The 22,857-nt window shown below is 61.5% G+C and carries 16 protein-coding genes and 1 riboswitch; of the genes, 6 read left to right on the forward strand and 10 right to left on the reverse strand.

What is annotated here, in order from left to right; all coding sequences use genetic code 11:
• Positions 1-6 precede the first annotated feature (6 nt).
• The 6 genes from AC2TC0_RS10715 to AC2TC0_RS10740 all read right to left on the reverse strand — a co-directional run bounded on the left by AC2TC0_RS10715 (position 7) and on the right by AC2TC0_RS10740 (position 11,461).
• Entirely contained in the window at positions 7-1,515 is a 1,509-nt protein-coding gene (locus tag AC2TC0_RS10715; RefSeq protein ID WP_484717521.1) for a tryptophan halogenase family protein, read from the reverse strand.
• On the reverse strand, positions 1,512-3,548 hold the full coding sequence (locus tag AC2TC0_RS10720; protein ID WP_484718108.1) for a glycoside hydrolase family 97 protein: 2,037 nt from the start codon (positions 3,546-3,548) through the stop codon (positions 1,512-1,514). The genes AC2TC0_RS10715 and AC2TC0_RS10720 overlap by 4 nt, the downstream gene beginning before the upstream one ends.
• A 1-nt stretch (position 3,549) precedes the next feature.
• Complete coding sequence (locus AC2TC0_RS10725) at positions 3,550-5,178, reverse strand: alpha-glucosidase (RefSeq protein WP_484717522.1); 1,629 nt, start codon at positions 5,176-5,178, stop codon at positions 3,550-3,552.
• Positions 5,179-5,195: 17 nt separating this feature from the next.
• The gene (locus AC2TC0_RS10730; RefSeq protein WP_484717523.1) at positions 5,196-6,989 is read right to left on the reverse strand and encodes an alpha-amylase family glycosyl hydrolase; all 1,794 of its coding nucleotides are present in this window, start codon (positions 6,987-6,989) and stop codon (positions 5,196-5,198) included.
• 5 nt (positions 6,990-6,994) lie between these two features.
• Positions 6,995-8,509 carry a tryptophan halogenase family protein gene (locus AC2TC0_RS10735; protein WP_484717524.1) on the reverse strand — a complete coding sequence of 505 codons (1,515 nt, stop codon included), beginning with the start codon at positions 8,507-8,509 and terminating at the stop codon, positions 6,995-6,997.
• 135 nt (positions 8,510-8,644) lie between these two features.
• Entirely contained in the window at positions 8,645-11,461 is a 2,817-nt protein-coding gene (locus tag AC2TC0_RS10740; protein ID WP_484717525.1) for a TonB-dependent receptor, read from the reverse strand.
• 185 nt (positions 11,462-11,646) lie between these two features.
• Between AC2TC0_RS10740 and AC2TC0_RS10745 the strand changes: the two genes are divergently transcribed.
• Both AC2TC0_RS10745 and AC2TC0_RS10750 read left to right on the forward strand, forming a co-directional pair.
• Positions 11,647-12,726, forward strand: coding sequence for a LacI family DNA-binding transcriptional regulator (locus tag AC2TC0_RS10745; protein WP_484718109.1), 1,080 nt, complete (start codon positions 11,647-11,649; stop codon positions 12,724-12,726).
• 107 nt (positions 12,727-12,833) lie between these two features.
• Positions 12,834-14,348, forward strand: a complete 1,515-nt coding sequence (locus AC2TC0_RS10750; protein WP_484718110.1) for an MFS transporter — start codon at positions 12,834-12,836, stop codon at positions 14,346-14,348.
• On the opposite strand, the gene AC2TC0_RS10755 is transcribed toward AC2TC0_RS10750, so the two are convergent.
• On the reverse strand, positions 14,349-15,797 hold the full coding sequence (locus AC2TC0_RS10755; protein WP_484717526.1) for a protein adenylyltransferase SelO: 1,449 nt from the start codon (positions 15,795-15,797) through the stop codon (positions 14,349-14,351).
• 54 nt (positions 15,798-15,851) lie between these two features.
• Positions 15,852-16,037, forward strand: a riboswitch (cobalamin riboswitch).
• Between the two features lie 79 nt (positions 16,038-16,116).
• On the opposite strand from AC2TC0_RS10755, the gene AC2TC0_RS10760 reads away from it, so the two are divergent.
• Genes AC2TC0_RS10760 through AC2TC0_RS10775 form a run of 4 tightly spaced genes read left to right on the forward strand, consistent with a single transcriptional unit; the run spans position 16,117 to position 20,546 of the window.
• Positions 16,117-17,973, forward strand: a complete 1,857-nt coding sequence (locus AC2TC0_RS10760) for a TonB-dependent receptor plug domain-containing protein (RefSeq protein WP_484717527.1) — start codon at positions 16,117-16,119, stop codon at positions 17,971-17,973.
• A gap of 17 nt (positions 17,974-17,990) precedes the next feature.
• Entirely contained in the window at positions 17,991-18,815 is an 825-nt protein-coding gene (locus AC2TC0_RS10765) for an ABC transporter substrate-binding protein (protein WP_484717528.1), read from the forward strand.
• Positions 18,812-19,804 carry a FecCD family ABC transporter permease gene (locus AC2TC0_RS10770; protein ID WP_484717529.1) on the forward strand — a complete coding sequence of 331 codons (993 nt, stop codon included), beginning with the start codon at positions 18,812-18,814 and terminating at the stop codon, positions 19,802-19,804. Before AC2TC0_RS10765 ends, AC2TC0_RS10770 begins: the two co-directional genes overlap by 4 nt.
• On the forward strand, positions 19,797-20,546 hold the full coding sequence (locus AC2TC0_RS10775; RefSeq protein ID WP_484717530.1) for an ABC transporter ATP-binding protein: 750 nt from the start codon (positions 19,797-19,799) through the stop codon (positions 20,544-20,546). The genes AC2TC0_RS10770 and AC2TC0_RS10775 overlap by 8 nt, the downstream gene beginning before the upstream one ends.
• A 6-nt stretch (positions 20,547-20,552) precedes the next feature.
• Here AC2TC0_RS10775 and epsI read toward each other — a convergent pair whose 3' ends face one another.
• The 3 genes from epsI to AC2TC0_RS10790 are packed head-to-tail and all read right to left on the reverse strand — an operon-like array spanning position 20,553 to position 22,856.
• Positions 20,553-21,254, reverse strand: coding sequence for an exosortase-associated protein EpsI, V-type (epsI, locus tag AC2TC0_RS10780; RefSeq protein ID WP_484717531.1), 702 nt, complete (start codon positions 21,252-21,254; stop codon positions 20,553-20,555).
• Entirely contained in the window at positions 21,251-22,174 is a 924-nt protein-coding gene (xrtV, locus tag AC2TC0_RS10785; protein WP_484717532.1) for an exosortase V, read from the reverse strand. The genes epsI and xrtV overlap by 4 nt, the downstream gene beginning before the upstream one ends.
• Positions 22,140-22,856 (reverse strand): CpsD/CapB family tyrosine-protein kinase, encoded by a 717-nt coding sequence (locus tag AC2TC0_RS10790; RefSeq protein WP_484717533.1) that lies wholly within the window; start codon positions 22,854-22,856, stop codon positions 22,140-22,142. The genes xrtV and AC2TC0_RS10790 overlap by 35 nt, the downstream gene beginning before the upstream one ends.
• Position 22,857 lies beyond the last annotated feature (1 nt).

Consider the following 22,857-nt stretch of genomic DNA (forward strand, 5'->3'; position numbering starts at 1 on the left):
AGCCCCCTACCCCGTCCCCATCGCCGCCAATGCCGCATCATGCCCGCCAAAGTTCAGCGCGCAGCGGCGCAGGAATTCATCCACCTCGACCAGGTCATGCCGCACCACATCATCCCCCGGCGGCACCAGCTTGGCGGCATCGGGAAACACGCCATAGCCCGCCAGCAAACAATGCCAGCTCGCCGAGGCGTAATAGGCCGATATGCCCAGCTCGGCGATCACCGCGTCCATGTCCATCCCACGAAACCACGCGGTCATCATGGTTTTCAAATTGTCGGACAGCGCATCATTCGCCGCATTGTCGCGCCAATATTGCGTGTCGCTGCGCCGGTTCACGCGGTAATGGCAGACGATATAGTCGCGAATGCCGTCATAGCGCCGCGCGATGCGATCGTTGAACGCGTCGCGATGCTCGGGCGTGAAGCCGCCGCCTTCATAGGCACCGATAAACCCCTCGACCGTCGCCTGCACAATATGCAGCGCGGTCGCCTCCAGCGGCTCGATAAAGCCCTGCGATAATCCGACCGCCAGACAATTGCCGACCCAGCTCCTCTCGACCCGCCCGACCTTCATTTGCAAATGCCGCGCCTCAACTTCGCTGTCGAGCAGGCCCAATTCGGTCCGCAACTCGGTCTCCGCCGCGTCCTTGTCGATGTAGCGGCTCGAATAGACATAGCCATTGCCGGTGCGATTGGTCAGCGGGATCGACCAGCGCCACCCGGCGGACAGTGCGGTCGCCTCGGTCTGCGGCTTGATGCCCGCCGGATCGCGCGGGGTCGGCATCGCCACGGCACGGTCGTTGAACAGATTGTCGGCAAAGCTAATGAAACGCTCGCCCAGCGCCTCCTGCATCAGGGTCGCGCGAAAGCCCGAGCAGTCGACGAACAGGTCGCCGGCGATGCGCTCGCCCTCGCGCGTCACCAGCGCCGCGATATTGCCGCCCTCGCCTACCTCCACTTCGGTCACGTGCCGCTCGATCCGCGTCACGCCCAGCGTCAGCGCATGGTCCTTCAGCACCTGCCCCACCAGATGCGCGTCGAAATGATAGCCATAGCCGACGTCTAGCGGGAACCCCTCGCCCGGCACCGGGCAACGCCGCTCGTCGGACAGCAGGCGCGGCAGGAAAAAGCGGTCGGGATGCGCCGGCACGTCGCGCCCCGTCCGCCGCGCGCGGCAGTTATAGACGAACTGCGGCTGCGTCCGGAAATCCACCTCGGTCGCGAAGGGATGGTAGTAGCTCTCATACCCCGGCACTTCGGACCAGCGATTGAAACGGATGCCCGCCTTATAGGTCGCGTTGCATTTGGGCATCCAGTCGGCCTCGGCCATGCCGAGCGTGTGGAAAAAGGCGCGCAGTTGCGGCGTCGATCCCTCGCCCACGCCGATAATCCCGACATCGGGCGATTCCACCAGCGTCACCGCAGCCTGCGGCCAATGGTGCGCGAACAAATTGGCCGCCATCCACCCGGCGGTGCCGCCGCCCAATATGATGATGTTCAGCGGCGGCGCGGTCACTTGGTCGGCACGAGCCGGATGGCAAAGCCACCGCCCGGCGCAATGCGCATGGTCATCGCATCGGCGCTGGTCACGAGCTTGCTCTCGATCGCAATCGAATGGCGCTTTTCGGTGCGGTAATCGGCGTCATCGCCATCGCGATAGATTTCGGCCTTGTAGCGTTTGCGGGGTGTCAGAAAATCGAGCTTGAACGAAACCTCGCGCGCCTGTTCGTCGCCCACCGCGCCGACATACCAATCCTCGCCGCCGCGATGTTTGCGCGCGATGGTGACATAATCGCCAATCTCGCCGTTCAGCACGCGCGTTTCGGACCAGTCGGTCGGCACATCGCGGATGAATTTCATCGGGCCGGGATATTTGGCATAATTTTCCGGCGTATCGGCGACCATAACCACCGGCGAATAGATGACGACATACAGTGCCAATTGCTTGGCGATGGTCGACAAAATGTCGCTGTCTTTCTCACCCTTCAGGCTCAAAATTCCGGGTGTAAAATCCATTGGCCCTTCGAGCATGCGGGTGAAGACGATGTTCGACTCATGCTCGGGGGGGTTCTTGCCGCCCCAGGCGTTATATTCCATCCCGCGCATCCCCTCGCGCGCAACCCAATTGGGATATGTGCGGTGCAGCCCGGTGCCCTTGACCGGCTCATGGCTGTCGAAGGCAATTTTGTGCTTATAGGCGGTCTCGGCGACGCGGATGAAATGGTTGGTCATCCATTGGCCGTCGAGCCATTCGCGATATTTGGTGCCGTCGGCATCGACCCGCTCCAGCTGGGCGGCGTCGGTGACATAGCCGGTCTTGACCACCATCATCCCATATTTGGCGGCAAAGGCGAAGCTACGGTCAAGCTGGTTGTCATAATGCGTCACTGCGCCGCCGGTCTCATGGTGCCCGACCAAGCGCACGCCCTTTTTCTTGGCATAGGCGCTCAGCATGGTGATGTCGAAATCTTCGGTCGGCTTGGTGAAGTCCATGTCCCAACCGTTACCGAACCAGTCGCCGTCCCAGCCGACATTCCACCCTTCGACCAGCAAGTCAGGAATGCCATTGGCTGCGGCAAAGTCGATGTAGCGTTTCACATTTTCATTGGTCGCGCCATGCTTGGGTCCGCGCGCCCAGCTCCATTCGCCTTTGATCATGTTCCACCACACGCCGGCGAACTTGCCCGGCTTGAACCAACTCATGTCGCCCAGCTTGTTGGGTTCATTGAGGTTCAGCATCAAATGGCTGTGATAAATGCCCGCGGCATCATCGGCGATGATCAGCGTGCGCCAAGGGGTGTTCCAGGCCCCCTTTTTCGTAACCTTGGCTTCGCCCGCGCCGGGGGCCAGGTTGGCGCGCAGCGTATTACCCTCGGTCCGCGTCACCGCCATGCCCGAATAATCAACGAGCGCGGCTTCGTGCAGCGCGACATGCGTGCCATCGGCCAGTTTCATCGTAATCGGGGTTGCCGCGGTGCTGACCGCCGACAATGGTGTTTTGTTGTAAAGATATTCCTCGCGGTTCCACAGATAAGCGGGTTTCCACCACGCCGTGGCTTCGCTCGCGAAGGCAAATTCGGTCAGCTCGTCGGCGATTTTGGTGGTCGCCATGTTCGGTTGTTCGGGGATTTCGTATCGGAAACCGACACCGTCATTATAGATGCGAAACGTTACGGTCACGACGCGCGCCAGCGCGGTCGTTTCCTTCAAATGCACCTTCAGTTCGCGGTAATGGTTGCGAATGGTTGCCCATTCACCCCACGGCTGCGTCCAGCTTTCATCGAAATCGCGAACCTCTTGTCCGGTTACCGCCAAGCGGCGCTCGAGCTTGACGACGTCGGTAAAGAGAAAGCCGAGCCGCGACGGGTTGAGGATGGCCTTGCCACCCCGGCTGACGTCATAAATGGCGCGGCCATCGCCATCGATCGTCAGCGTCACGCGCACTTTGCCATCGGGCGAGGTTGCGGTGACCGGTGCCCCGCTTTGTGCAACAGCCGGGACGGCGGCAAGGGCGAGACCGGCACCAAGCGCCGCGCGAACAAAGGTCATCTTACTCATTCTCCCCAATCAGGATCGCACCATAGGGCGGCAGGCGGCCGATGGTGGCCCCATTGACGCTATGCAGTACCACGCCTCCTGCCAACACTTCGGTCGGCCATTCGACCGCATGGTCGGACAGGTTGAACAGCGCCACGATTGTCTCGTCAGCAACGGCCCGGCGCAGCCCCAAACGCGCTTTGTCTACCAGCAAAATCTCACATGAACCGGCCTGCAGCGCCGGGTGGGCTTTGCGCAGGGTCAGCAACTGCCGCGTCAGGTTAAGCAGCGATGCCGGGTCATCCTGTTGCCGGTCTACGGCCAACGCGCCATGCGCACTTCCCAGCGGCAACCACGGCTTGGCGCTCGAAAATCCGCCGCGTTCGCATTCGCCGTGCCATGGCATCGGCGTGCGGGCACCGTCGCGGCTCAGCGTCATAGGCCAGTTGGCGATCGCTTCGGGATCCTGCAAATCCTCAAAGGCGATGTCCACCTGCGGAAGGCCAAGCTCCTCGCCCTGATAGATAAAGATATTGCCGCGCAGGCAGGTCAACAGCAGCATCTTCACACGGTTGAACGCTGCGGCATGTTCGGGCGAAGTCCAGCGCGACACCGCGCGCGGCGCATCATGATTTTCGAACGCCCAGCTTGGCCAACCGATCCCGTCGGCGTCGGGCCAGGCGCGCAGCGCATCAGCCACCAGCGCCGGCGTCAGCCGCTCGGCATAAAGGAAGTTAAAGCCATAGGCGCTGTCGAGCCGTCGCCCACCAGCAGTGAACAGCTTCATTTCGCGGTCATGGTCATCGCCGCCAACCTCTGCCACCGTAAACCGGTCGCCATAGCTGTCGGTCAGCGCACGCAGCCGTTCCAGAAACAGCGGAATATCGGCGTGACTCTGGTTGTGAATTTTCAGTTGGAAATCGAACGGACGCGACCGCGGCGCGTCAGTCGGCGGCGCGGGCGGATTGTCGCGTAGCTCGGGATCATGCATTGAAAAGTTGATGGCATCGACGCGGAAACCGTCGACTCCGCGCTCGAGCCAGAATTTCGCCACGTCCAGCAAGGCGTCCTGCACCGCCGGATTGTGCAGATTGAGCTGCGGCTGTTCGCGCAGGAAATTGTGCATATAATATTGGCTGCGGCGCGCGTCCCACGTCCACGCCGGACCGCCAAACACGGATTGCCAATTGTTGGGCGGGCTGCCGTCGGGCTTGGCATCGGCCCAGACATACCAGTCAGACTTGGCGTTGCCCCGACTAGCGCGACTTTCCCCAAACCATGCATGCAGGTCAGACGTGTGTGCATAAACCTGATCGATCAGAACCTTCAGGCCCAGCCCGTGCGCGCGCTCCACCAGCGCGTCGAAATCGTCGAGACTGCCGAAAATCGGGTCGACGCCGCAATAGTCGGCAACGTCGTATCCAAAATCCTTCATCGGCGAGGTGAAGAAGGGCGACAGCCAAATGGCATCAACCCCCAGGCTGGCGACATGATCCAGCCGCGCCGTTATTCCGGCGAGGTCGCCAATGCCGTCGCCATTGCTGTCTGCAAAGCTGCGCGGATAGATTTGATATATGGCCGCACCACGCCACCATGGGCGGGTGTCGCTGTGCGCTTCGGCGACGGGTCGATATTCATTCATGGGAACAGCACTCGTCGTCATTTGATCGCGCGGCAGGCCATGTAACCGAGCGCCGGAAGGTTGATCGTCAATTGTCCCGGGGCGGTCACGGTAGCGGGACAATCGCCGACCACAGACGCAAAGCCTGTCGCGCGATAGTCCACAGTCACCCGCGCGGTCAAAGACGCGGTGCTGGAGTTAAAAATGACGACGACATCACTGCCATCGGCCGGATTGATCCGCGAGATAGACAGCAAACCGGGCTTGTCGTCATAGCTGCGCACCACTTGGCTACCATAGCGCAACGCCGGGTACGCTTTCCGGGCCGCTGCCAGTTCCCTGATCGCCTGATACAGCGGGTGCCCGGGGGTGAAGTTGCTCGCTGCCGTCGTCGCGTCGGTGCCGATCAGGTCATTGTCGTTATAGATGGGAACCTGTGAGGGAAACATTGTTTCGCGTGCGTCCTGATCATTGCCGTCGCCGGTGAAACCCTGTTCGTCGCCGTAATAGACGGTCGGCACCCCGCGCAGCAGGAACATCATCGCATGCGCCAGCTTGGCGCGCGCCAGCCGTTCTTCCTGCGAAGCCCTTGGGTGGGCGCGGTCGGCGAAATGCCCGAAACGCCCGAAATCATGATTGCCGATAAAGGTGGGCAGCCGCTGCGCGGTCGGCTCGCCGCCCGCATAGAGAATATCGGCAGCAAACAGCCGTACCAGATGGTCGGGCGCGCGATTGCCGGCCAGCACATCACGCACGGCGGCAAAAAAGGCCATATCAAGGTTCGTGGGCAGCCCGGCCCGCACCGTCCATTCGGCCAGCAGCGCGGGGTCCATATCTCCAGTCGCCACTTCGCCAAAGATATGGAAATTGGGGATGCCCTTTTCCTTGGCTTTGGCGAGGATGGCGGGGACGAATTGTTGCCAGAATTCGGGGTTCACATGCTTGGCGGTATCGATGCGATAGCCATCGATGCCAAAGCGCTCGATCCAGCTTTGGTAAATATCGATCATCCCCGCGACCACGCGCGGATGCTCGGTCATCAGATCGTCAAGCCCACCGAAGTCGCCATAGGTCGAACTTTCACCAATGAAGGTCGTGTTGCCGCGGTTGTTGTAGAAAGCCGGGTTATTCAGCCATGCTGGGCGCTTCACGTCCTTCTCCGCATCCGGTGCGAATGGCGTGTAGGCATAATCGGCCGCAGTCAGCTTCGCCCAATTTTCGGGTGAGACATCCTTGCCGCCAACAAATCCATCATTGATCGCCGCCCCATCACGCGCGCGACGCGAATAGGGATAATCGCCGATGCTGCGATAGGGACAGGCCGGCTGCCCCACACATTCGCGGTAGTAGATCACATCGGCCGTATGGTTGGTGATGATGTCCATATACACCTTCATCCCGCGCGCGTGCGCGGTATCGACGAAGGTTTTGAACTCGGCTTCGGTGCCAAAATGCGGGTCGACGGTGGTGAAATCGGTGACCCAATAGCCGTGATAGCCAGCCGATTCCTGCCCCGGCGGCCCCTGCACCGGCTTGTTTTTGAAAATCGGCGCCAACCAAATGGCGGTCACACCCATCCCTTGCAGATAGTCGAGCCGCTGGGTCAGACCCTTAAGGTCGCCGCCGAGAAAAAAACCCTTGCGCGTCGGATCATAGCCAGTGACCAGCCGGTCGCCCGACAACCCGCCGCGATCATTGCTGGGATCGCCATTTTCAAACCGGTCGGGCAGCAGGAAATAGATGACCTCATCTTCTGGCAGGCGGTCGCGAAACGACTGCGCCTGGGCAACCTGCGAACACAGGCTGAATACCAGAAAAATAAAATATTTCATCACTTTCACTGCGCTGTCACTCCCCGGTCGTCGCCTTGGACAATGTCCTGTAGTAGCTGGAGGTGCTGAGGCATTTTTTTGACCTCTTCGACAAAGCTCGCCTCAGTGGTATGGAGAAGGCGGCGCAAATCCGCCTCAGGCATTGCGCTGGCCAGCGGGTTATAGCTATCCGCGATCACGCCTTGGCCGACAAACACCTGAAACCAGCCCAGCTCCGTGAACAGCTCTTCATGTTCGCGGTGAATAAACCCAGCTTCCCGCCACAAATTGATCTTTGCTATCAGCGTATCGGGCAAGGGCATCGTGCGAACCATATCCCAAAAGGGTTCGCCATGCCGCTGGTTCGCCCAATAGTGCAGCACCAGAAAATCGCGAATGCGCGTCCACTCGAAATCGGCCTGATCGTTGAAGAACGCAATCGCCGCGTCGCTCGGACGCCCGCCGGGGAGCAGCGCGATAAATCTGCTGATCGCGCTTTGGACCAGATGGATGCTGGTCGATTCAAGCGGCTCCATAAAGCCCGCGGCCAAGCCCAGTGCCAGGCAGTTCTTATTCCAGTGTTGGCGTCTTTTGCCGGTGACAAAGCGGATCGGCCGTGGTTCTGCCTGCGGCTTGCCATCCAGATTTTGCAGCAATGTCGCCGCCGCCTCGTCATCCGACAGATAGTCGGAGCAATAGACGTAACCATTGCCGATGCGGTGCTGCAGCGGAATGCGCCATTGCCAGCCCGCCTTGCGTGCCGACGACCGCGTATAGGGTGTAAAATCGCCACCACCTTCACACGGCACCGCCATCGCCCGGTTGCACGGCAGATAGGCGCTCCAATCGTCAAAACCCGTCTTAAGCGTCTGCTCGATCAGCAGACCGCGGAAACCGGTGCAGTCGATGAAAAAATCGCCTTCGACGCGCCGCTCACCATTTAGCGCCAGCGATTGAATAAAACCGTTGTCGCCAGAACATTGAACATCTTCGACAATGCCCTCCAGGCGTGTAACGCCCGCCGCCTCTGCGTAACGGCGCAGATATGCGGCATAAGGCGCTGCGTCGAAATGAGAGGCATAGGGCAGTTCTAAGGACTGCGCCGTCAAGCGCCCCCGCTGCATCCGCAGGGTCCGCGCCGCCAATTCGTTCAAGGAATAGCGCACCAAAGGTTTTGCGAAACCTTCATGATGGGCGCGCAGCCAATAATGCTGAAAGGGCAATAGACCCGCCCCTCGCCCGATCGAGCCGAATGCGTGCATGTAACTGTGGCCGTCGCGCAGCCATCCGTCGAACTCGATTCCGAGTTTGAAACTGCCGCGTGTCTCGCGCAGAAATTCGGCTTCGTCTAGGCCCAGCGCGCCATTGAACAAATGTATCTGGGGTATCGTGGCTTCGCCGACGCCGACGGTACCAATGGATTCGCTCTCAACCAGCGTAACCCGGTGCCCCCCTGCAAAGCGCGCAAGGGATGCGGCCGCCATCCATCCTGCGGTCCCGCCTCCGACAATCACGATCCGCTGATTTAAACCTGAATGCATGGCAAGGGAATCCGAACTGCGCTCCATAGAAAACGCTCGCCTGCTTCATCTTTGCGTCATTGCCGAAACTGACAATATCCACTCAGGAAAGTGGCGGGGAGCGCGATGCCGCGCGCCCCGCCAACTCAAAGATGACTAGAAGCGGTAGGACGCACCGACAAGATAGGTTCGGCCATAGCGCTCATAGTCGATGATCTGCGCACGATCACCATTCTGGAAGTTCACAAACGGCTCGTCGGTCAGGTTAAGCGCCTGCAAAGTCAGAGAGAGGTTCTCCAACGGACCTTCCTGGAAACGATAACCGATCTGGGCATCAAAAATCGATTCCGAATAGGTTTCGCGGAAGTTGCGAGACGCCGAGATACCGATAAATTCCGCCAGGAACTTGGTCCGATATCGATGGCTGAGACGCGCCTCGAACCCGGACTGTTCAAAGAAGATGGTCGAATTGACGACCCACTTTGACAGGCCCGGCACGTCGACGTCGAACGGATTTCCCTGCGTCGGCGTCACCGTCAGCTTGCTGTCGGTATAGGATACGCTCGACTGCACGCCAAAGCCCGACAAGCTCGACGTCAAGACCTCAAACGGCAACAACACCGTAGCTTCGGCACCCAGGATGCGTCCTTCCGCAGCGTTGTCCGGCGCAGTAGCGAAACCCAGTGTCTGACCACCACTCGCGTTGAACGTAGCAAGCTGCGTCGGGCTCAAGAGCGGGACGAGATACGAGAAGTCACGAATGATCGACGCACTGGGATTCACGAAGTCTTTGAGATCCTTGTAGTATCCCGCCAGCGACACATAGCCTTTGCCGCCACCGAAATACCATTCATAGGACGCATCGATACCATCCGCGACATAGGGGCGCAGACGGGGGTTGCCGCCGCCGGCCGAGAAGATCGACCCAAGCGCGCCTTGCGGAAGGTTGCTGATCGACGCGCTGGTCGACGCATTGAGCTGGTCCATACGCGGCCGCGCGAGCGTGCGCGCAGCACTCAGGCGCAGCTTCATGTTGTCCGCGACTTCGAACGTCAGGTTGATGCTTGGCAGAACGTGCGAATATTTGTCGCCAGCGGTCACCGCAGTGCGGCGCGCCCCAATGCCACCCGGCGAGTCAAACCCGCTGGAACTCTGGTCGGTGAAAACCAGCTGCAGACCGACGTTGCCAGTCATCGGGAGAGTGCCAATTTCGGTGCGCAGATCAGCCCGAACGTAACCCGTGTAAACCTTTTCATTCACAGTCCAGTCGCCCGGGAACGGCAAATCCGAACTTTCGATGCTGGTCAGAACATAGGTCCCGTCGTTCAGCAGGGTGAACGGATTGTAAGCGACCTGGGGACCAAAACCAAGGAAACCAAGCGAGGCGATCGGCTCGATCAGCGCGCTGGCTGGGATTGGAGCGGACAGGATCGCGCCCGGCAAATTCGGGTTGGTTGTTGTCCCGCCGGCCAGACTGAGGAAGTTTTGCGTGATGTCGCGCGACTTGGTGCGATCGTTGAACGCAAAACCGGCAACGAGTTGCTCAATCAGACCCGATTCGACCTTGCCGACAACTTCGCCGCGGATCGTCCACAGATCATCCTTGGTCCGGGTGTCGTTGATGAAACCGGTCTGTACGATGTTGCGGCCGCCGCCCCAACCGCGCGGGTCGGTCAAGCGGATCAGGTTCGTGTTCGAATAGTCGATGCTGTTCGAGAAGGAGTAAGGGAAACCCGAAGCGTTGCGGGTATAGGTAATCGTGTCAAACGGCAAAGTCGACGCCGCTCCATATCCCAGACCCGAATAGCTCTCAATCTGCTGCAAACGGCGATCCGACTTGGAGTAGGAAACGTCGAGCGACAGAATGACGTCGTCATTCTCGTATTTTCCGTTCCATCCGGCAGCAAAGGTTTCGGTATCGCGGCGATCATAATCGTTGCGAACAACCGGACGCACATTGGTCAGCGTCACGCTGTCCGGGAAAGCCCCGCCGCTGTTGGCGGTGATGGTGGTGCCTGCACCCCAGCCCGGATTGAAGGGGAATTCGATCCCGCGCTGCGGAATTTTCTCGCGATAGTCGGCATAAAAGACATCGATTGACGTATTGAATTCCGAGCTTGGCTCCCATTCGACGGTACCGAACAGACCCAGACGATCCAGATCAACCGAACGCGCGAACGGCTTCATCCCGCCGAGAACAGTAAAGCCAGCATCGTTGGGATAGCCCCAAGCATTGAACCTCTCGACCTGGCTTGGCGAGGACTGGTAGGCTGCACCAAGGGCGATCCCCAGTGTGTCGTCCGCGAACTGATCGACATAGGTGCCAGTCGCGCGATATCCCCAGCCGTCGACATCCGGGTTGAGCGAACCGTCTTCGTTGAACTCAAGGCGCGCGCCAAGAGCGACGATACGACCCGACTTCGCCAGCGGACGGATGGTGCGCAGATCAACCGTACCGGCCAGACCCTGCCCGATCAAACCAGCATAAGGCGTTTTGTAGATGACGCCCTGGTTGATAAGCTCCGACGGATATTGATCATATTCCACGCCGCGGTTGTCGCCCGACGACACAAGTTCGCGGCCATTTAACAGCGATGACGAATAGTCAGGGCCCAGACCGCGAACCGACAAGCTTTGCGCCCGGCCATCGACGCGCTGGACCGCAAGGCCCGGCAGACGGCCAAGCGTTTCGGCGATCGAAACATCAGGCAACTTGCCGATGTCTTCTGCGGAAAAAGCTTCCGCGATGACAGCGCTGTCGCGCTTCAGGTTCACCGCGCTTTCAAGGCTGGCGCGAAAACCGGTAACGACCATTTCTTCGTCGCCGACGGTTTCCATCACCTCGTCTTCGCTTGCGGTTGCGCTATCTTGCGCGAATGCGGGCTGGGCTGCGACGAGCAGCGCGACGCCAAGCGCGGCGGCGCTGGTCGAACGGACCAGGCGGGCGTGGCTGGAAAATTTGAAGCTGTTCACTTTGGTATCTCCCCGAATGCGGCTTATTGCATGCCATCGATGGAGAGAGGCACCTTCAACTAGGGTGGCCAGTTTACACTGGTCCTGAAATTACCTCTCCACATCTCGGGTGCTAGGCTGGCACCCTGCATGACAACAGTATTGGGCATACGTATTCAAAAATGCGGCGCGGCGTTGTTGCAGAAATGCTGCACCCTGCTAATCGTCGTGCCTGTGGAGAGGGACTGCGGTCGTTGGCGGTGAAACCGACATCTTTTGATATTGCCCAGCTGGCAGGGGTTTCGCAGCCAACAGTGTCGCGCGCGCTGCGCGGTAGCACCGCTGTGTCCGAAAGCACACGCAAGCGCATCGAAGCGATAGCGCAGCAGTTAAACTATAAGGTTGATAAGAACGCATCCAGTCTGCGGCTGCGCGAAACCAATACGCTGGCGCTGCTCTTCTATGAAGACCCTCTGCCCGACAGCTCGATGATCAACCCCTTCTTCCTTGCCATGCTAGGGTCGATTGTGCGCGCTTCGGCGCAGCGCGGCTATGATCTGCTCATTTCGATGCAGCAATTTTCATCCGACTGGCACGCCGAGTTTGAGGAAAGCCGCAAGGCCGACGGCATCATCTTGCTCGGCCACGGCGATTTTGAACCCTATCGCGACAAGCTCGATAGTCTGATTGCTAGTGACACCCATTTCGTCCGCTGGGGCCACAACAGCGACGACCAGCTGGGGCCGGTGGTCGGTAGTGACAATCATATGGGCGGGCTGACCGCGACCCGGCACCTGTTGTCGCTCGGGCGGCGGCGAATTGCCTTTGTCGGCGACTGCAGCGACCATTATCCCGAGCTGCGAGGCCGGTATCGCGGGTACGCCGATGGCCTGCGCGAGGTGGGGTTCATCGCGGATCCGGCGTTGCAGGTTGATGCCAACCTGACGGAACAGTCGGGTCGCGACGGCGTGGCCGCACTAATCGCGCGCGGCGTGGAATTCGATGCGATCTTTGCGGCCAGCGACCTCATCGCCATCGGTGCGATGCGCGAACTTGAACGCATCGGCTGTTCGGTGCCTCACGATGTCGCCGTCGTCGGCTTCGATGATATATCCGCAGCCAGCCTGACGCGCCCGCCGCTTACCACCATCCAGCAGGATTTCACCCGCGCCGGAGAAGCGTTGGTTGCAGCGCTGATCGACACCATCCGCGGCGAAACCGTTCGCTCGATCGCGCTGCCGACCCGGCTGATTGTGCGTCAATCCTGCGGTGCCAACCCTGCCTGACTACCCACTTATTCGTATGCATCAGGCCCGCACGCCATTGCCGCGCCCGCACCGGTCTGTCACTTTGCCGTGATGACCGGTGACAAACCGGCGCGGGGAGGATGAAAATGGAGCAGGTCAGCGGAAAGCCGCGCCAGTCAATTGCCGGGCTGATCAATATCAGCTTCGGCTTTCTGGGCATCCAGATCGGTTTCGCGCTGCAGAATGCCAATATGAGCCGGATTTTCCAGACGCTGGGCGCGGCAATGGACGATCTGCCCGCCCTCTGGGTCGCCGCGCCGCTGACCGGGCTGCTCGTCCAGCCGATCATCGGCCATATGTCCGACCGCACTTGGTTGGGCCGCCTCGGCCGCCGCCGCCCATATTTCCTCGCTGGTGCCATCCTTGCCGCGCTGTCGCTGTTCCTGATGCCGCTCGCCGAAATATTGCTGTTGGCGGCGCTGCTGCTGTGGATCCTCGACGCCAGCATCAATGTGTCGATGGAGCCTTTCCGGGCGTTTGTTGGCGACATGCTGCGCAAGGACCAACATACGGTGGGCTATGCGGTGCAGACCGCCTTCATCGGCATTGGCGCGGTCATTGGCTCGGCCTTCCCCTGGTTTCTCGATCATGTCGGCGTCGCCAACGAAGCGCCACCGGGCACCATCCCCGACACGGTCAAGTACAGCTTCTGGTTCGGCGGCATCGCGATGTTCGCCTCGGTGCTCTGGACGGTGGTCAGCACGCGCGAATATAGCCCCGATGAACTGGCGGCTTTCGACGGTCCCGACGATCATGGCGACGACAGCGTGATCAGGCTGCTCGCTGCGCGCAGCCCGCTCGGCAGCGCGCTTTGGGTTGTGGCGGGTGCCGCCGTCATCGCGACCGTGGCCTGGTTCGGGCTGGAAAAAGAGGTCTATCTGCTCGGCGGCTTGCTCGCGGGCTATGGCATCGCCAGCGTTATCGCCATTGCCCTCGCCCGCAGCGGCCATTCCAACAATATGCTCAGTCATATCGTCGGCGATTTCTCCGGCATGCCTCCGATCATGAAAAAACTCGCGCTCGTGCAGTTTTTCAGCTGGGCGGCGCTGTTCATTATGTGGATCAACACCACGCCGGTCGTGGCGCAATATTTTTATGGCACCACCGACCCGCAAAGCGCCGCCTACCAAGAGGCCGGCAATTGGGTGGGCGTGCTGTTCGCCATTTACAACGGGGTGGCGGCAATCGCCGCGCTGACGCTTCTGCCGTGGTTCGCGGCCCGCTTTGGCAAGGTACGCACGCACATGATCGGGCTGACAGCGGGGGCACTCGGCTATGCCAGCTTCTTCCTGCTGCGCGACCCACAACATTTGATAGTCAGCGAAATCGGCATCGGCATCGCCTGGGCCTCGATTCTCGCCATGCCATACGCCATATTGGCGAGCAGCCTGCCGCAGAGAAAACTCGGCATTTACATGGGTTTGTTTAACGTGTTTATCGTCGTGCCGCAGCTGCTTGTAGCAACGGTGATGGGCAATATCATGAAAGCCTTTTTCCCGACCGAACCGATTTGGACCATGGCTTTCGCCGCGCTCGTAATGGGCCTTGCTGCGCTCGCCATGCTGCGCCTGCTCGGTGATGAGGAACGCCCTGCCGCGTGATCAGGTGCCGCAAAAGGTCACATGGGGCGGGGCGTCTGCGGCAGGCGGCCGGGTAAAAGGATCATCGGCATCGCGCGCGCGATAGGGGGCGGATACTTCGGTCATCAGCGCGTCAAACCGGCCAAAATCCTGACGATCCACCGCGTCGTTCAGCGCTGCCTCGACCAGATGGTTGCGCGGAATGACGGTGGGGTTTGCGGTCCGCATCATGGCCAACCGGGCGTTGGTGGGCCCTTCATCGGCGGCCACCCTTGCCCGCCATTTTTCGGCCCAATCGGCAACCGGCGGCGGCAAATCTGACAGGTGCTTGCCTGCAATCTCATCCGTCAGGGATCTGAAAAACAGCGTAAAGTCCACCCCCTGCCCCTGCAGCGCCGCGAACAGCGCCTCGACCAGCGGCTGATCACCCTGCTGCTCGCTCACCAGCCCCAGCTTCGCCCGCATCCGCCCTAACATCGCCGGATAATAACGCCCCGGCACCCCTTCGATCAGCGCCATGGCCGCCGCATGGTCCTCGGCGCGCACCGCCGCAATCGCGGGCAGCAGCGCTTCGGCCAGCCGCGCCAGATTCCAGTGCAAGATATGCGGTTGCCGCCCAAAGGCATAGCGGCCGATATGGTCGATCGAGCTGAACACTGCGGCCGCGCTATAAGCGTCGACAAAGGCGCACGGTCCATAATCAATGGTCTCCCCCGACAGCGTCATATTGTCGGTGTTCATCACCCCGTGCACGAACCCGAGCGCCATCCACTGCGCCACCAGACCGCACTGCACGCCAATTACATGGTCCAACAGCGCGAGGTAGGGATTGGCCGCCTCTGCCGCCGACGGGCAATGCCGTGCGATCGCATGGTCGGCGATCTGGCGCACCGCCTCGGCCCCGCCGTGCGCCGCGAAAAACTGGATGGTACCGATGCGCAAATGGCTCGCCGCAATGCGGGTCAGCACTGCGCCGGGCAGTACGCGGTCGCGCAGCACCTTGTCCCCCGTCGCGACAGCCGCCAGCGCGCGTGTTGTCGGCACCCCCAAAGCCGCCATTGCCGCCGACATCAGATATTCGCGCAGCACCGGCCCCAATGCCGCCTTGCCATCGCCGCCGCGCGAGAATGGCGTTGGCCCCGACCCCTTCAACTGCACGTCATGACGGCTTCCGTCGGGACCAATATGTTCGCCCAGGAGCAGCGCGCGCCCGTCTCCCAGCTGCGGGTTAAATGTGCCAAATTGATGCCCCGCATAGGCCAGCGCGATCGGCGCCGAATCCGGCACCGGAGCCCCGCCCGACAGCAGCGCCGCAATGCCCTCAACGCTCAGCCCCGCCCGGTCGATACCCAGCGCAGCCGCGAGCTTTTCGTTGAAATAGAGCAAACGCGGCGCTGGCGGCTTTGCCGCCTCTGCGGGCAGGTAGAACCCCTCCAGCGTGCGCGCGAAGCTGTTGTCGAAACGGAACATGGACCCGCCCTATCACGCTGCTGCCTCTTGCGCGACCCGCACACTTCGCTTACGCCTCGGGCCGTGACGCAAGGTTCCCCGGAGACGGGGATGAAAAGGGAAGTCCGGTGTAAAGCCGGCGCTGCCCCCGCAACTGTGACCGGCGAGGCGTCTGCCATTATGCCACTGGAGCAATCCGGGAAGGCGGCAGACATTGATGACCCGGCGAGCCAGGAGACCTGCCAGGCGTTGCCGTTATCCGGGGCGGGCGGGGTGCACCGACGCGGACGAGGAACTCCTCGTGCAACGGCTGTTTTGGTCGTTGGATGAAGGAGTTACCATGCGTATTTCAACTTTGCTTGTTACCACAGTTGCGTCCATTGCTGCCCTCCCCGCACCTGCGTTGGCGGAAGGCGACGATGTCGACATCATCGTCACCGCGAGCGGCATCGCCCAGCCGCGCGATGAAGCGGGTCAGGCCATCAGTGTCATCGACACCGCCCGGCTCGACACGCTGCAAAGCGCAACGGTGACCGACGCGCTGCGCACTCTGCCCGGCGTCGCTGTGGCCCAGCGCGGGCCGGTAGGCAGCCAGACCAGTGTCTTCCTGCGCGGAGGCAACAGTGCCCAGACGCTGGTGCTGGTCGACGGGGTGCGCATCAACGATCCGTCGAGCCCCAATGGCGCGTTCGATTTCGGTGCGCTCCAAACCGGCAATTTCGGGCGCATCGAACTTCTGCGCGGCGCCAATTCGGTTATCTGGGGCAGCCAGGCCATCGGCGGGGTCATCAGCCTGACCTCGCTGGCACCCACCGAAGCGCTGGCGGTGCGCGCGGTTGCCGAAGGCGGCAGCTGGAGCACATTGCGTACCAGCGCCAACCTAAGCGGCACCAGCGGCGCGCTACGCGGCAGTATAGGCGGCGGCTATTACCGGACCAGCGGCATTTCCGCGCTGACCGGTGGCACCGAACGCGACGGCTACGATGCTTACAGCGCCAACGGCCGCCTCGATATCGCGCTGGGCGACAATGCCGGAATCGATCTGCGCGGCTTCTACAATCGCGGCCACGTCGAATATGACAGCCCCTTTGGCCCTGGCGCTGATGCCCTGCCAGAAAGCCGCAATCGCCAGTTTGTCGGCTATGTCGGCGCGCACGCGGCACTGTTTGGCGGCCTGCTCGTCAACCGCATCGCCTTCACCCGGACCGAAATCGACCGGCTGGGCACCGATCCCGTCGCCTTCAGCTTCAACAATTTCGATATCAGCGGCAGTATCGACCGCTACACCTATCAGGGTGATCTGCGCGCCAGCGACGCCGTGACACTGGTGTTTGGGGCGGAACATGAAGAGACCCGCACCAGCACGTCGTTCGAAGGCGCTGCGCCCGATCTGGCCGACAACCGCGTTACTAGCAGCTATGCACAACTGATCATCCGTCCCCTGCGGGGGCTAACGCTGACCGGCGGAGTACGTCACGACAATTATAGCGACTACGGCGGCCAGACGACCTTTGCTGCCAACGCCGTCTTCACGCCCAATGGCGGTGCGACCTTGCTAAGAGCCAGCTATGCCGAAGGCTTTCGCGCCCCGACGCTCAGCGAAGGCCAACCGCCCTTTGGCAATCCCGCGCTACGCCCCGAAACGGCAGAAAATATCGATATCGGCGTCGAACAAAGATTGCTGGACGACCGGGCCGTCATCGGCATCACCTGGTTCCGCCGCACCAGCGACGACCTTATCGCCTTCTCCTTTGCTACCTTCCAATCGGAGAATATCGACCGTGCCCGCGCCAGCGGGGTGGAGATCGAGCTCGCCTTGCGCCCGACTGACCAGGTCGATGTCCGCGCCACCTGGTCGCGCATTGATGCCATCAACCGCACGCCCGGCGCTGCGTTCGGCAATCGGCTGGCGCTCCGGCCGCAGGACAGTGTGACACTAACCGCGGATTGGTCGGCACCTTGGGGTGTCAAACTTGGCACCAGCATAAATCTGGTCGGCGACAGCTTTGACGATGCCGCCAACAGCGTCCGGCTCGATGGATATGCCTTGGTCGCGCTGCGAGCCGCGCTGCCCCTGGGCAGCGGATTGGAGGCCTTTGCCCGCGTCGAAAACTTGTTCGACGTGGATTACACTGCCGTCGCCGGCTATGCCACCTATGGGCGCGGCGCCTTTGCCGGCGTGCGCTGGTCGTTGTGACCCGACGCTGCGCTTCTATGCTTGCAGCACTAGCGCTGGCGGGGTGCGGCGGCCCCCCGTCCCCCTCCCCGCCCGCACCGCTGCGCGGCGTGGTGTCGCTGGACTATTGCGCTGACCAGATGGTGCTGGGCCTTGTGCCGCGCGCTGATATCCGTGCCGTCTCGCCTGAGGCCGACAGCGATGCCAGCTTTTCTGCCCCCCGCGCGCGGGGCATTGCCCGTGTTCGGCCGTCATTGGAGGAAATTGCGGCGCTGCGCCCGCGCTATGCCGTGCGCATGTACGGCGGCGCGCCGGGCATTGACCGCCAGCTTGCGGCGCTCGGAATCACTGTTGTCCAGCTTAACTTTGCGACAAAACTGGCCGACATTGCGCCCGAGTTGCAGCGTGTTGGCGTGGCGCTGGATGCCGAACCGCATGCCGCGCGACTGCGCCAGGACTTTCTTGCCAAAGTCGTGGCCGCGCAAAAGACCGCGCCCAATCGGCCGCCGTCACTGCTCTATATCACGCCCGGCGACGTGACGACTGGCCCGGACAGCTTTGTCGGCGAGGTCATCCGCGCCGCCGGCTTTTACAGTATCCGCAAAGCGCCGGGCTGGGGCAGCCTCCCGCTCGAAGCGATGGTCCGCCGTCCCCCTGATGCGGTGCTGCGCGCTTTCTTTGACAGTCCACGCTACCGGCAGGACCGCTGGTCCTCATCGGCACACCCGCGTTTGCAACAGTTGCTTGCCGACGTGCCAGCAGCAACCGTGCCCGGCAGCGCTCTGGGCTGCGGCAACTGGCTCGCGGGCGATGCCATTGCCGCGCTGTCCAAGCTGCGCCAAAGCATCAACGCGCCGTCATGACGTCATCAGTTCGCCTGCCTGCCATCCTGTTGGCCTTAATCACTATGTTGGCACTCGCCAGCCTGGCCGCGGGTCCAACCGGCTTCGATCCCACCATTTGGCAAGCCGCAGCAGGCGGGGCCGACCCCGCCGCTCGCATCATCATTGTCGAACTGCGCCTGCCACGCACTCTGGCCGCCTTGCTGGTCGGCTTTGCACTGGGTCTGTCTGGGGCGGCATTGCAGGGCCTGACGCGCAATCCGCTGGCCGAACCAGGCGTGCTTGGCGTCTCGGCATGCGCGACGCTTGGCGCGACCTTGATGCTCTATTTCGGCATTGCCGCCGCATCGCCGCTGGGCGTTGCTGGAGGAGCGATTGCGGGAGCGCTGCTCGCGACGGCCGTGCTCGCCGCCTTTGCCCATCGCTTGATAGGCCTGGCGACGCTGATCCTTGTCGGCGTCGGTTTGTCGAGCTTTGCCGGGGCGCTGATGGCGCTACTTCTCAACTTTGCGCCCAATCCCTTTTCGCTGTCGGACCTCGTCAATTGGTCGCTGGGCAGTGTTGCCAATCGCTCGCTGCGGGATCTCGCTTATGCGCTCCCGCCGGTGCTGCTTGGCACCGTGCTGGTCTTACGCGCGCGCGGCGCATTGACCCTGCTGTCGATTGGTGACCTTGCAGCGATGGCGCACGGGCTGGACTATCGCCGTACGAGGATGTTGATTATTGCCGGCACCGGGCTGGCTGTAGGCGCAGCAGTAGCTTTGGCGGGAGCGGTTGGTTTTGTCGGCATCGTGGCCCCGCATCTCGTGCGCCCATGGGTCCGCCACGATCCAGGCCGCGCTTTGCTCCCCTCGGGCATGCTCGGGGCAGCCATGCTGTTGGTGGCCGACCTGATGGTCCGGCTGCTGCCGACTGGCACCGAATTGCGCCTAGGGGTCGTCGCCGCGCTCGTCGGTGCTCCCTTGTTCATGCTGATTGCCTGGCGGCGCGGAGTAAACGCGCGTGACTGAACTTGTCCTCGACGGCCTGTGCGTGACGCGGGGTGCCCGAACCCTGCTGCATCCGCTCAGCGCCCGCATCGCGGCAGGCGAAATTGTCGCGGTGGTTGGCCCGAACGGAGCGGGAAAATCGACGCTGCTGCGCGCCATTGCTCAGCTGATCCCGGCTGGTGGAGGCGCGCAATTCGGCGCGGCAGCACTGCCCGCCTTGTCACCGCAACAACGTGCGCAGCTGGTAGGCTATCTGCCCCAGTCGCACCATGTCGCATGGCCGATGCCGGTGCGTGAAATGATCAAGCTGGGCCTTTATGCCCGTGGAACCACCGGATCCGGCGCGGCTGGCAGCGGCGAAGTCGATGCCATGCTCGCGCTATGCGGCATCTCGCATCTTGCCGACCGCTCGGTTGAGGGGCTGTCGGGCGGTGAATTGGCGATGGCCGCGCTTGCCCGCGTGCTCATCGCGCGCAGCCCCCTGCTGCTGCTAGATGAACCTGTCGCGGCGCTTGACATCGGACGGCAATATCAATTGCTGGAACAGCTAGTGGCGCTAGCGGCGCAGGGGCGCACTCTGTTGATCGTGCTGCATGATCTGGGCTTGGTAAGCCATTTTGCTAGCCGGATCTTGTGGCTTGGCGATGGTCATGTTGTGGCCGACACGCCTTGCACCGCCGGCGCTATCGATACCCATGCCGGCCAGCTTATGGGCCGGACGCCACAATGGACGCCCGACGGCACCCTTTACTTTCAGCGTTAGTGCCAATCAGCGGATGGCTGCGGCCAATTTTGTACCCACCAAACCGCGCCGCGTCGCCGGGGTCAGCGCCCTCAGCATGTCGCGCGCAAATGCACGCAGCTCGGGAAAGCCGGGCGAGGACTCTTGCAGGCGCGCAGACGACATGCGGACCAGCACGCCATCGCCGATTTGCCCCGACAGCGATGCCCGCAGTCGTTTGCGCCGCTGTTCGCTGGAATCTTGCGGCAAATCCTCGCCAACGCGGGTCCAATAGAGCACGTCTTCGAACCGCTCGCCCAACCGTGCCGTTATCTCGACAATGGGCAAGCTCGCACCGCTGGCAAGCGGCAAGGCCGCCTTGCGGTGGCTCACTAGCTGAAACCCCACGGCAGGATAGCAGGTTTCGGGCCGATGCAGTTGCAGGGCATCACTTTGCCGCGCACCATATGTCATCAGGCACATCACCGGCCGCGTTGTTCCAACCGTCGGCTGATAATAGGCGCGAGCCATGATTTCATCATACAGTCGGTCGGCCAAACTGCCTTCAGACGGCGGCAACACCACGCCCAATCCGCGATCGATCTTCCACAAACCGAAGGACTCGGGGACCGACTTTTCCAGTTTTTCCTCGGGCATCAGCCGGACATATTCGTCCGGGTGCATCCAAAGCGCACCGCCCGCCGCCGCCGCGCAGCCAAGCCCAAAAATTATGTCGCGCCGGTCGATCATACGGCCTCGGCCTCGTCAGTGCGGAAAAGGCGCCGGATGATCAGATCGGTCAGAACCATCAACGACAACGACAGCGCGAACAGCAAAATCCCGGCAAAATTGTGGATGAAGCCCTGCGCCACGGCGTCGCCGAAATAATAGGTTATCAGGATCAGCACGAGGACGCGGATCAGGTTCACGAAAATCGAAATCGGCAAAATTGCGACCAGCAGCGCCAGCGAGTGTTTCCAGTCGGCGCGGTGGAGGAGGTAGATATAGAAGAGGCTAATTGCGATCAGGCCGAACAGCGAATTCATGCCCGAACAGGCATCTTCTACCAACAATTGATATTGCGCGATGAGGATGACCACGCCTTCGCGTTGCACCGGATAATCGAAATACGACAAAAGCGACGCAGCAGCGTTGGAGATCATATGCTGCAGTCCCATCGTCAGGCTATCGATAACCCAGCCCGGCGGTGGAATCAGCATAGCCAGATAGAAAAAGGGAAAGGGTCGAGCCCAAAGGGGGCCAAAGCCGGTTCGCCGGACCAACAGCATATAGCCGAATGCCACCACCGCCGCCGCTTCGACGACCAGCAAATCCAGCGCCCGGCCCAATGCATAGGCAGCGACGAGGGGCACCAGCAGCAACAGCAGCAACCAGCCGGGCGGCGGCGCGGTCTGCCGCGCTTTCAGCTCGTCTTTGCAATGATGCAGCAGCCACAGTCCGGTCGCCAATACAATCGGGCCATGGGCACCCGCCTCTGTCGACCAATTTTCCTGCGACAACCTGATCAGCGTGGGGATAGCGACCAACAAATAGGCGGCAATGGCCAGCGCATTGGCGCGCAGCAACGCCGACAGACTGCTGTCACCGCCACTCACGCTATTGAGCGCGGGAATCTCAGTCGAGGATATTGAGGAAAGTCCCGACGACATTGGTTCCGTCTGCCTGCAATTCTTTGATTAATGTTTTGATATCGGCGGCGTAGCTGTGATCTCGGCGCGCCACGACCAAGGCATAACGCAGTAAGGATGCAATGCGGCGCGCGTCGCCATAAAGCGCCGCAGGCGGACAATCGACAACGGTCAAATCGAAACTGCGAACCGATTCATTGACCAGCAGTTTCAATTTCTGCCGTGCCAGCAAATCCGATGAATCACCGCGTACTTGGCCCGCATAGATCACCGACAAATTGGGGCGCGCATGCGACACAAGAAATGGCGGCTGATCATCCTCTGCGGTCAGAAAGTCACCCAATCCGGCCACTGGCTGCGGCGTGGTAAAGACATTCTGTACCCCCGGATCGCGCAAATTGCCGTCGATCAGCAGCGTGTTGACCCCAGCCTGCGCCATGGCGAGCGCCAGATTGGTGGCCAGAAAGGTGCAGCCGCTGCCCGCGTTCGGTGCGCACACCGCGATTGCTCGCCGCCCGTTGTGCAAATGCTGCGACAACAGAAAATTGCGTAGTGCCGACAAGGATTCGCCTGCCGCCGAATTGGGGGCAACGATCGCTTGCATGTTGGTCGCAACGCGCAGCGGCGCCGCGATGTCGGTGTCGGTTGCCGGTGCGGCAGCCTCGGCAATTTTGCCGCTATCAATGGCTTCGGGATTGTCCATC

This window comes from Sphingopyxis sp. sgz302558 (genome assembly GCF_057220455.1).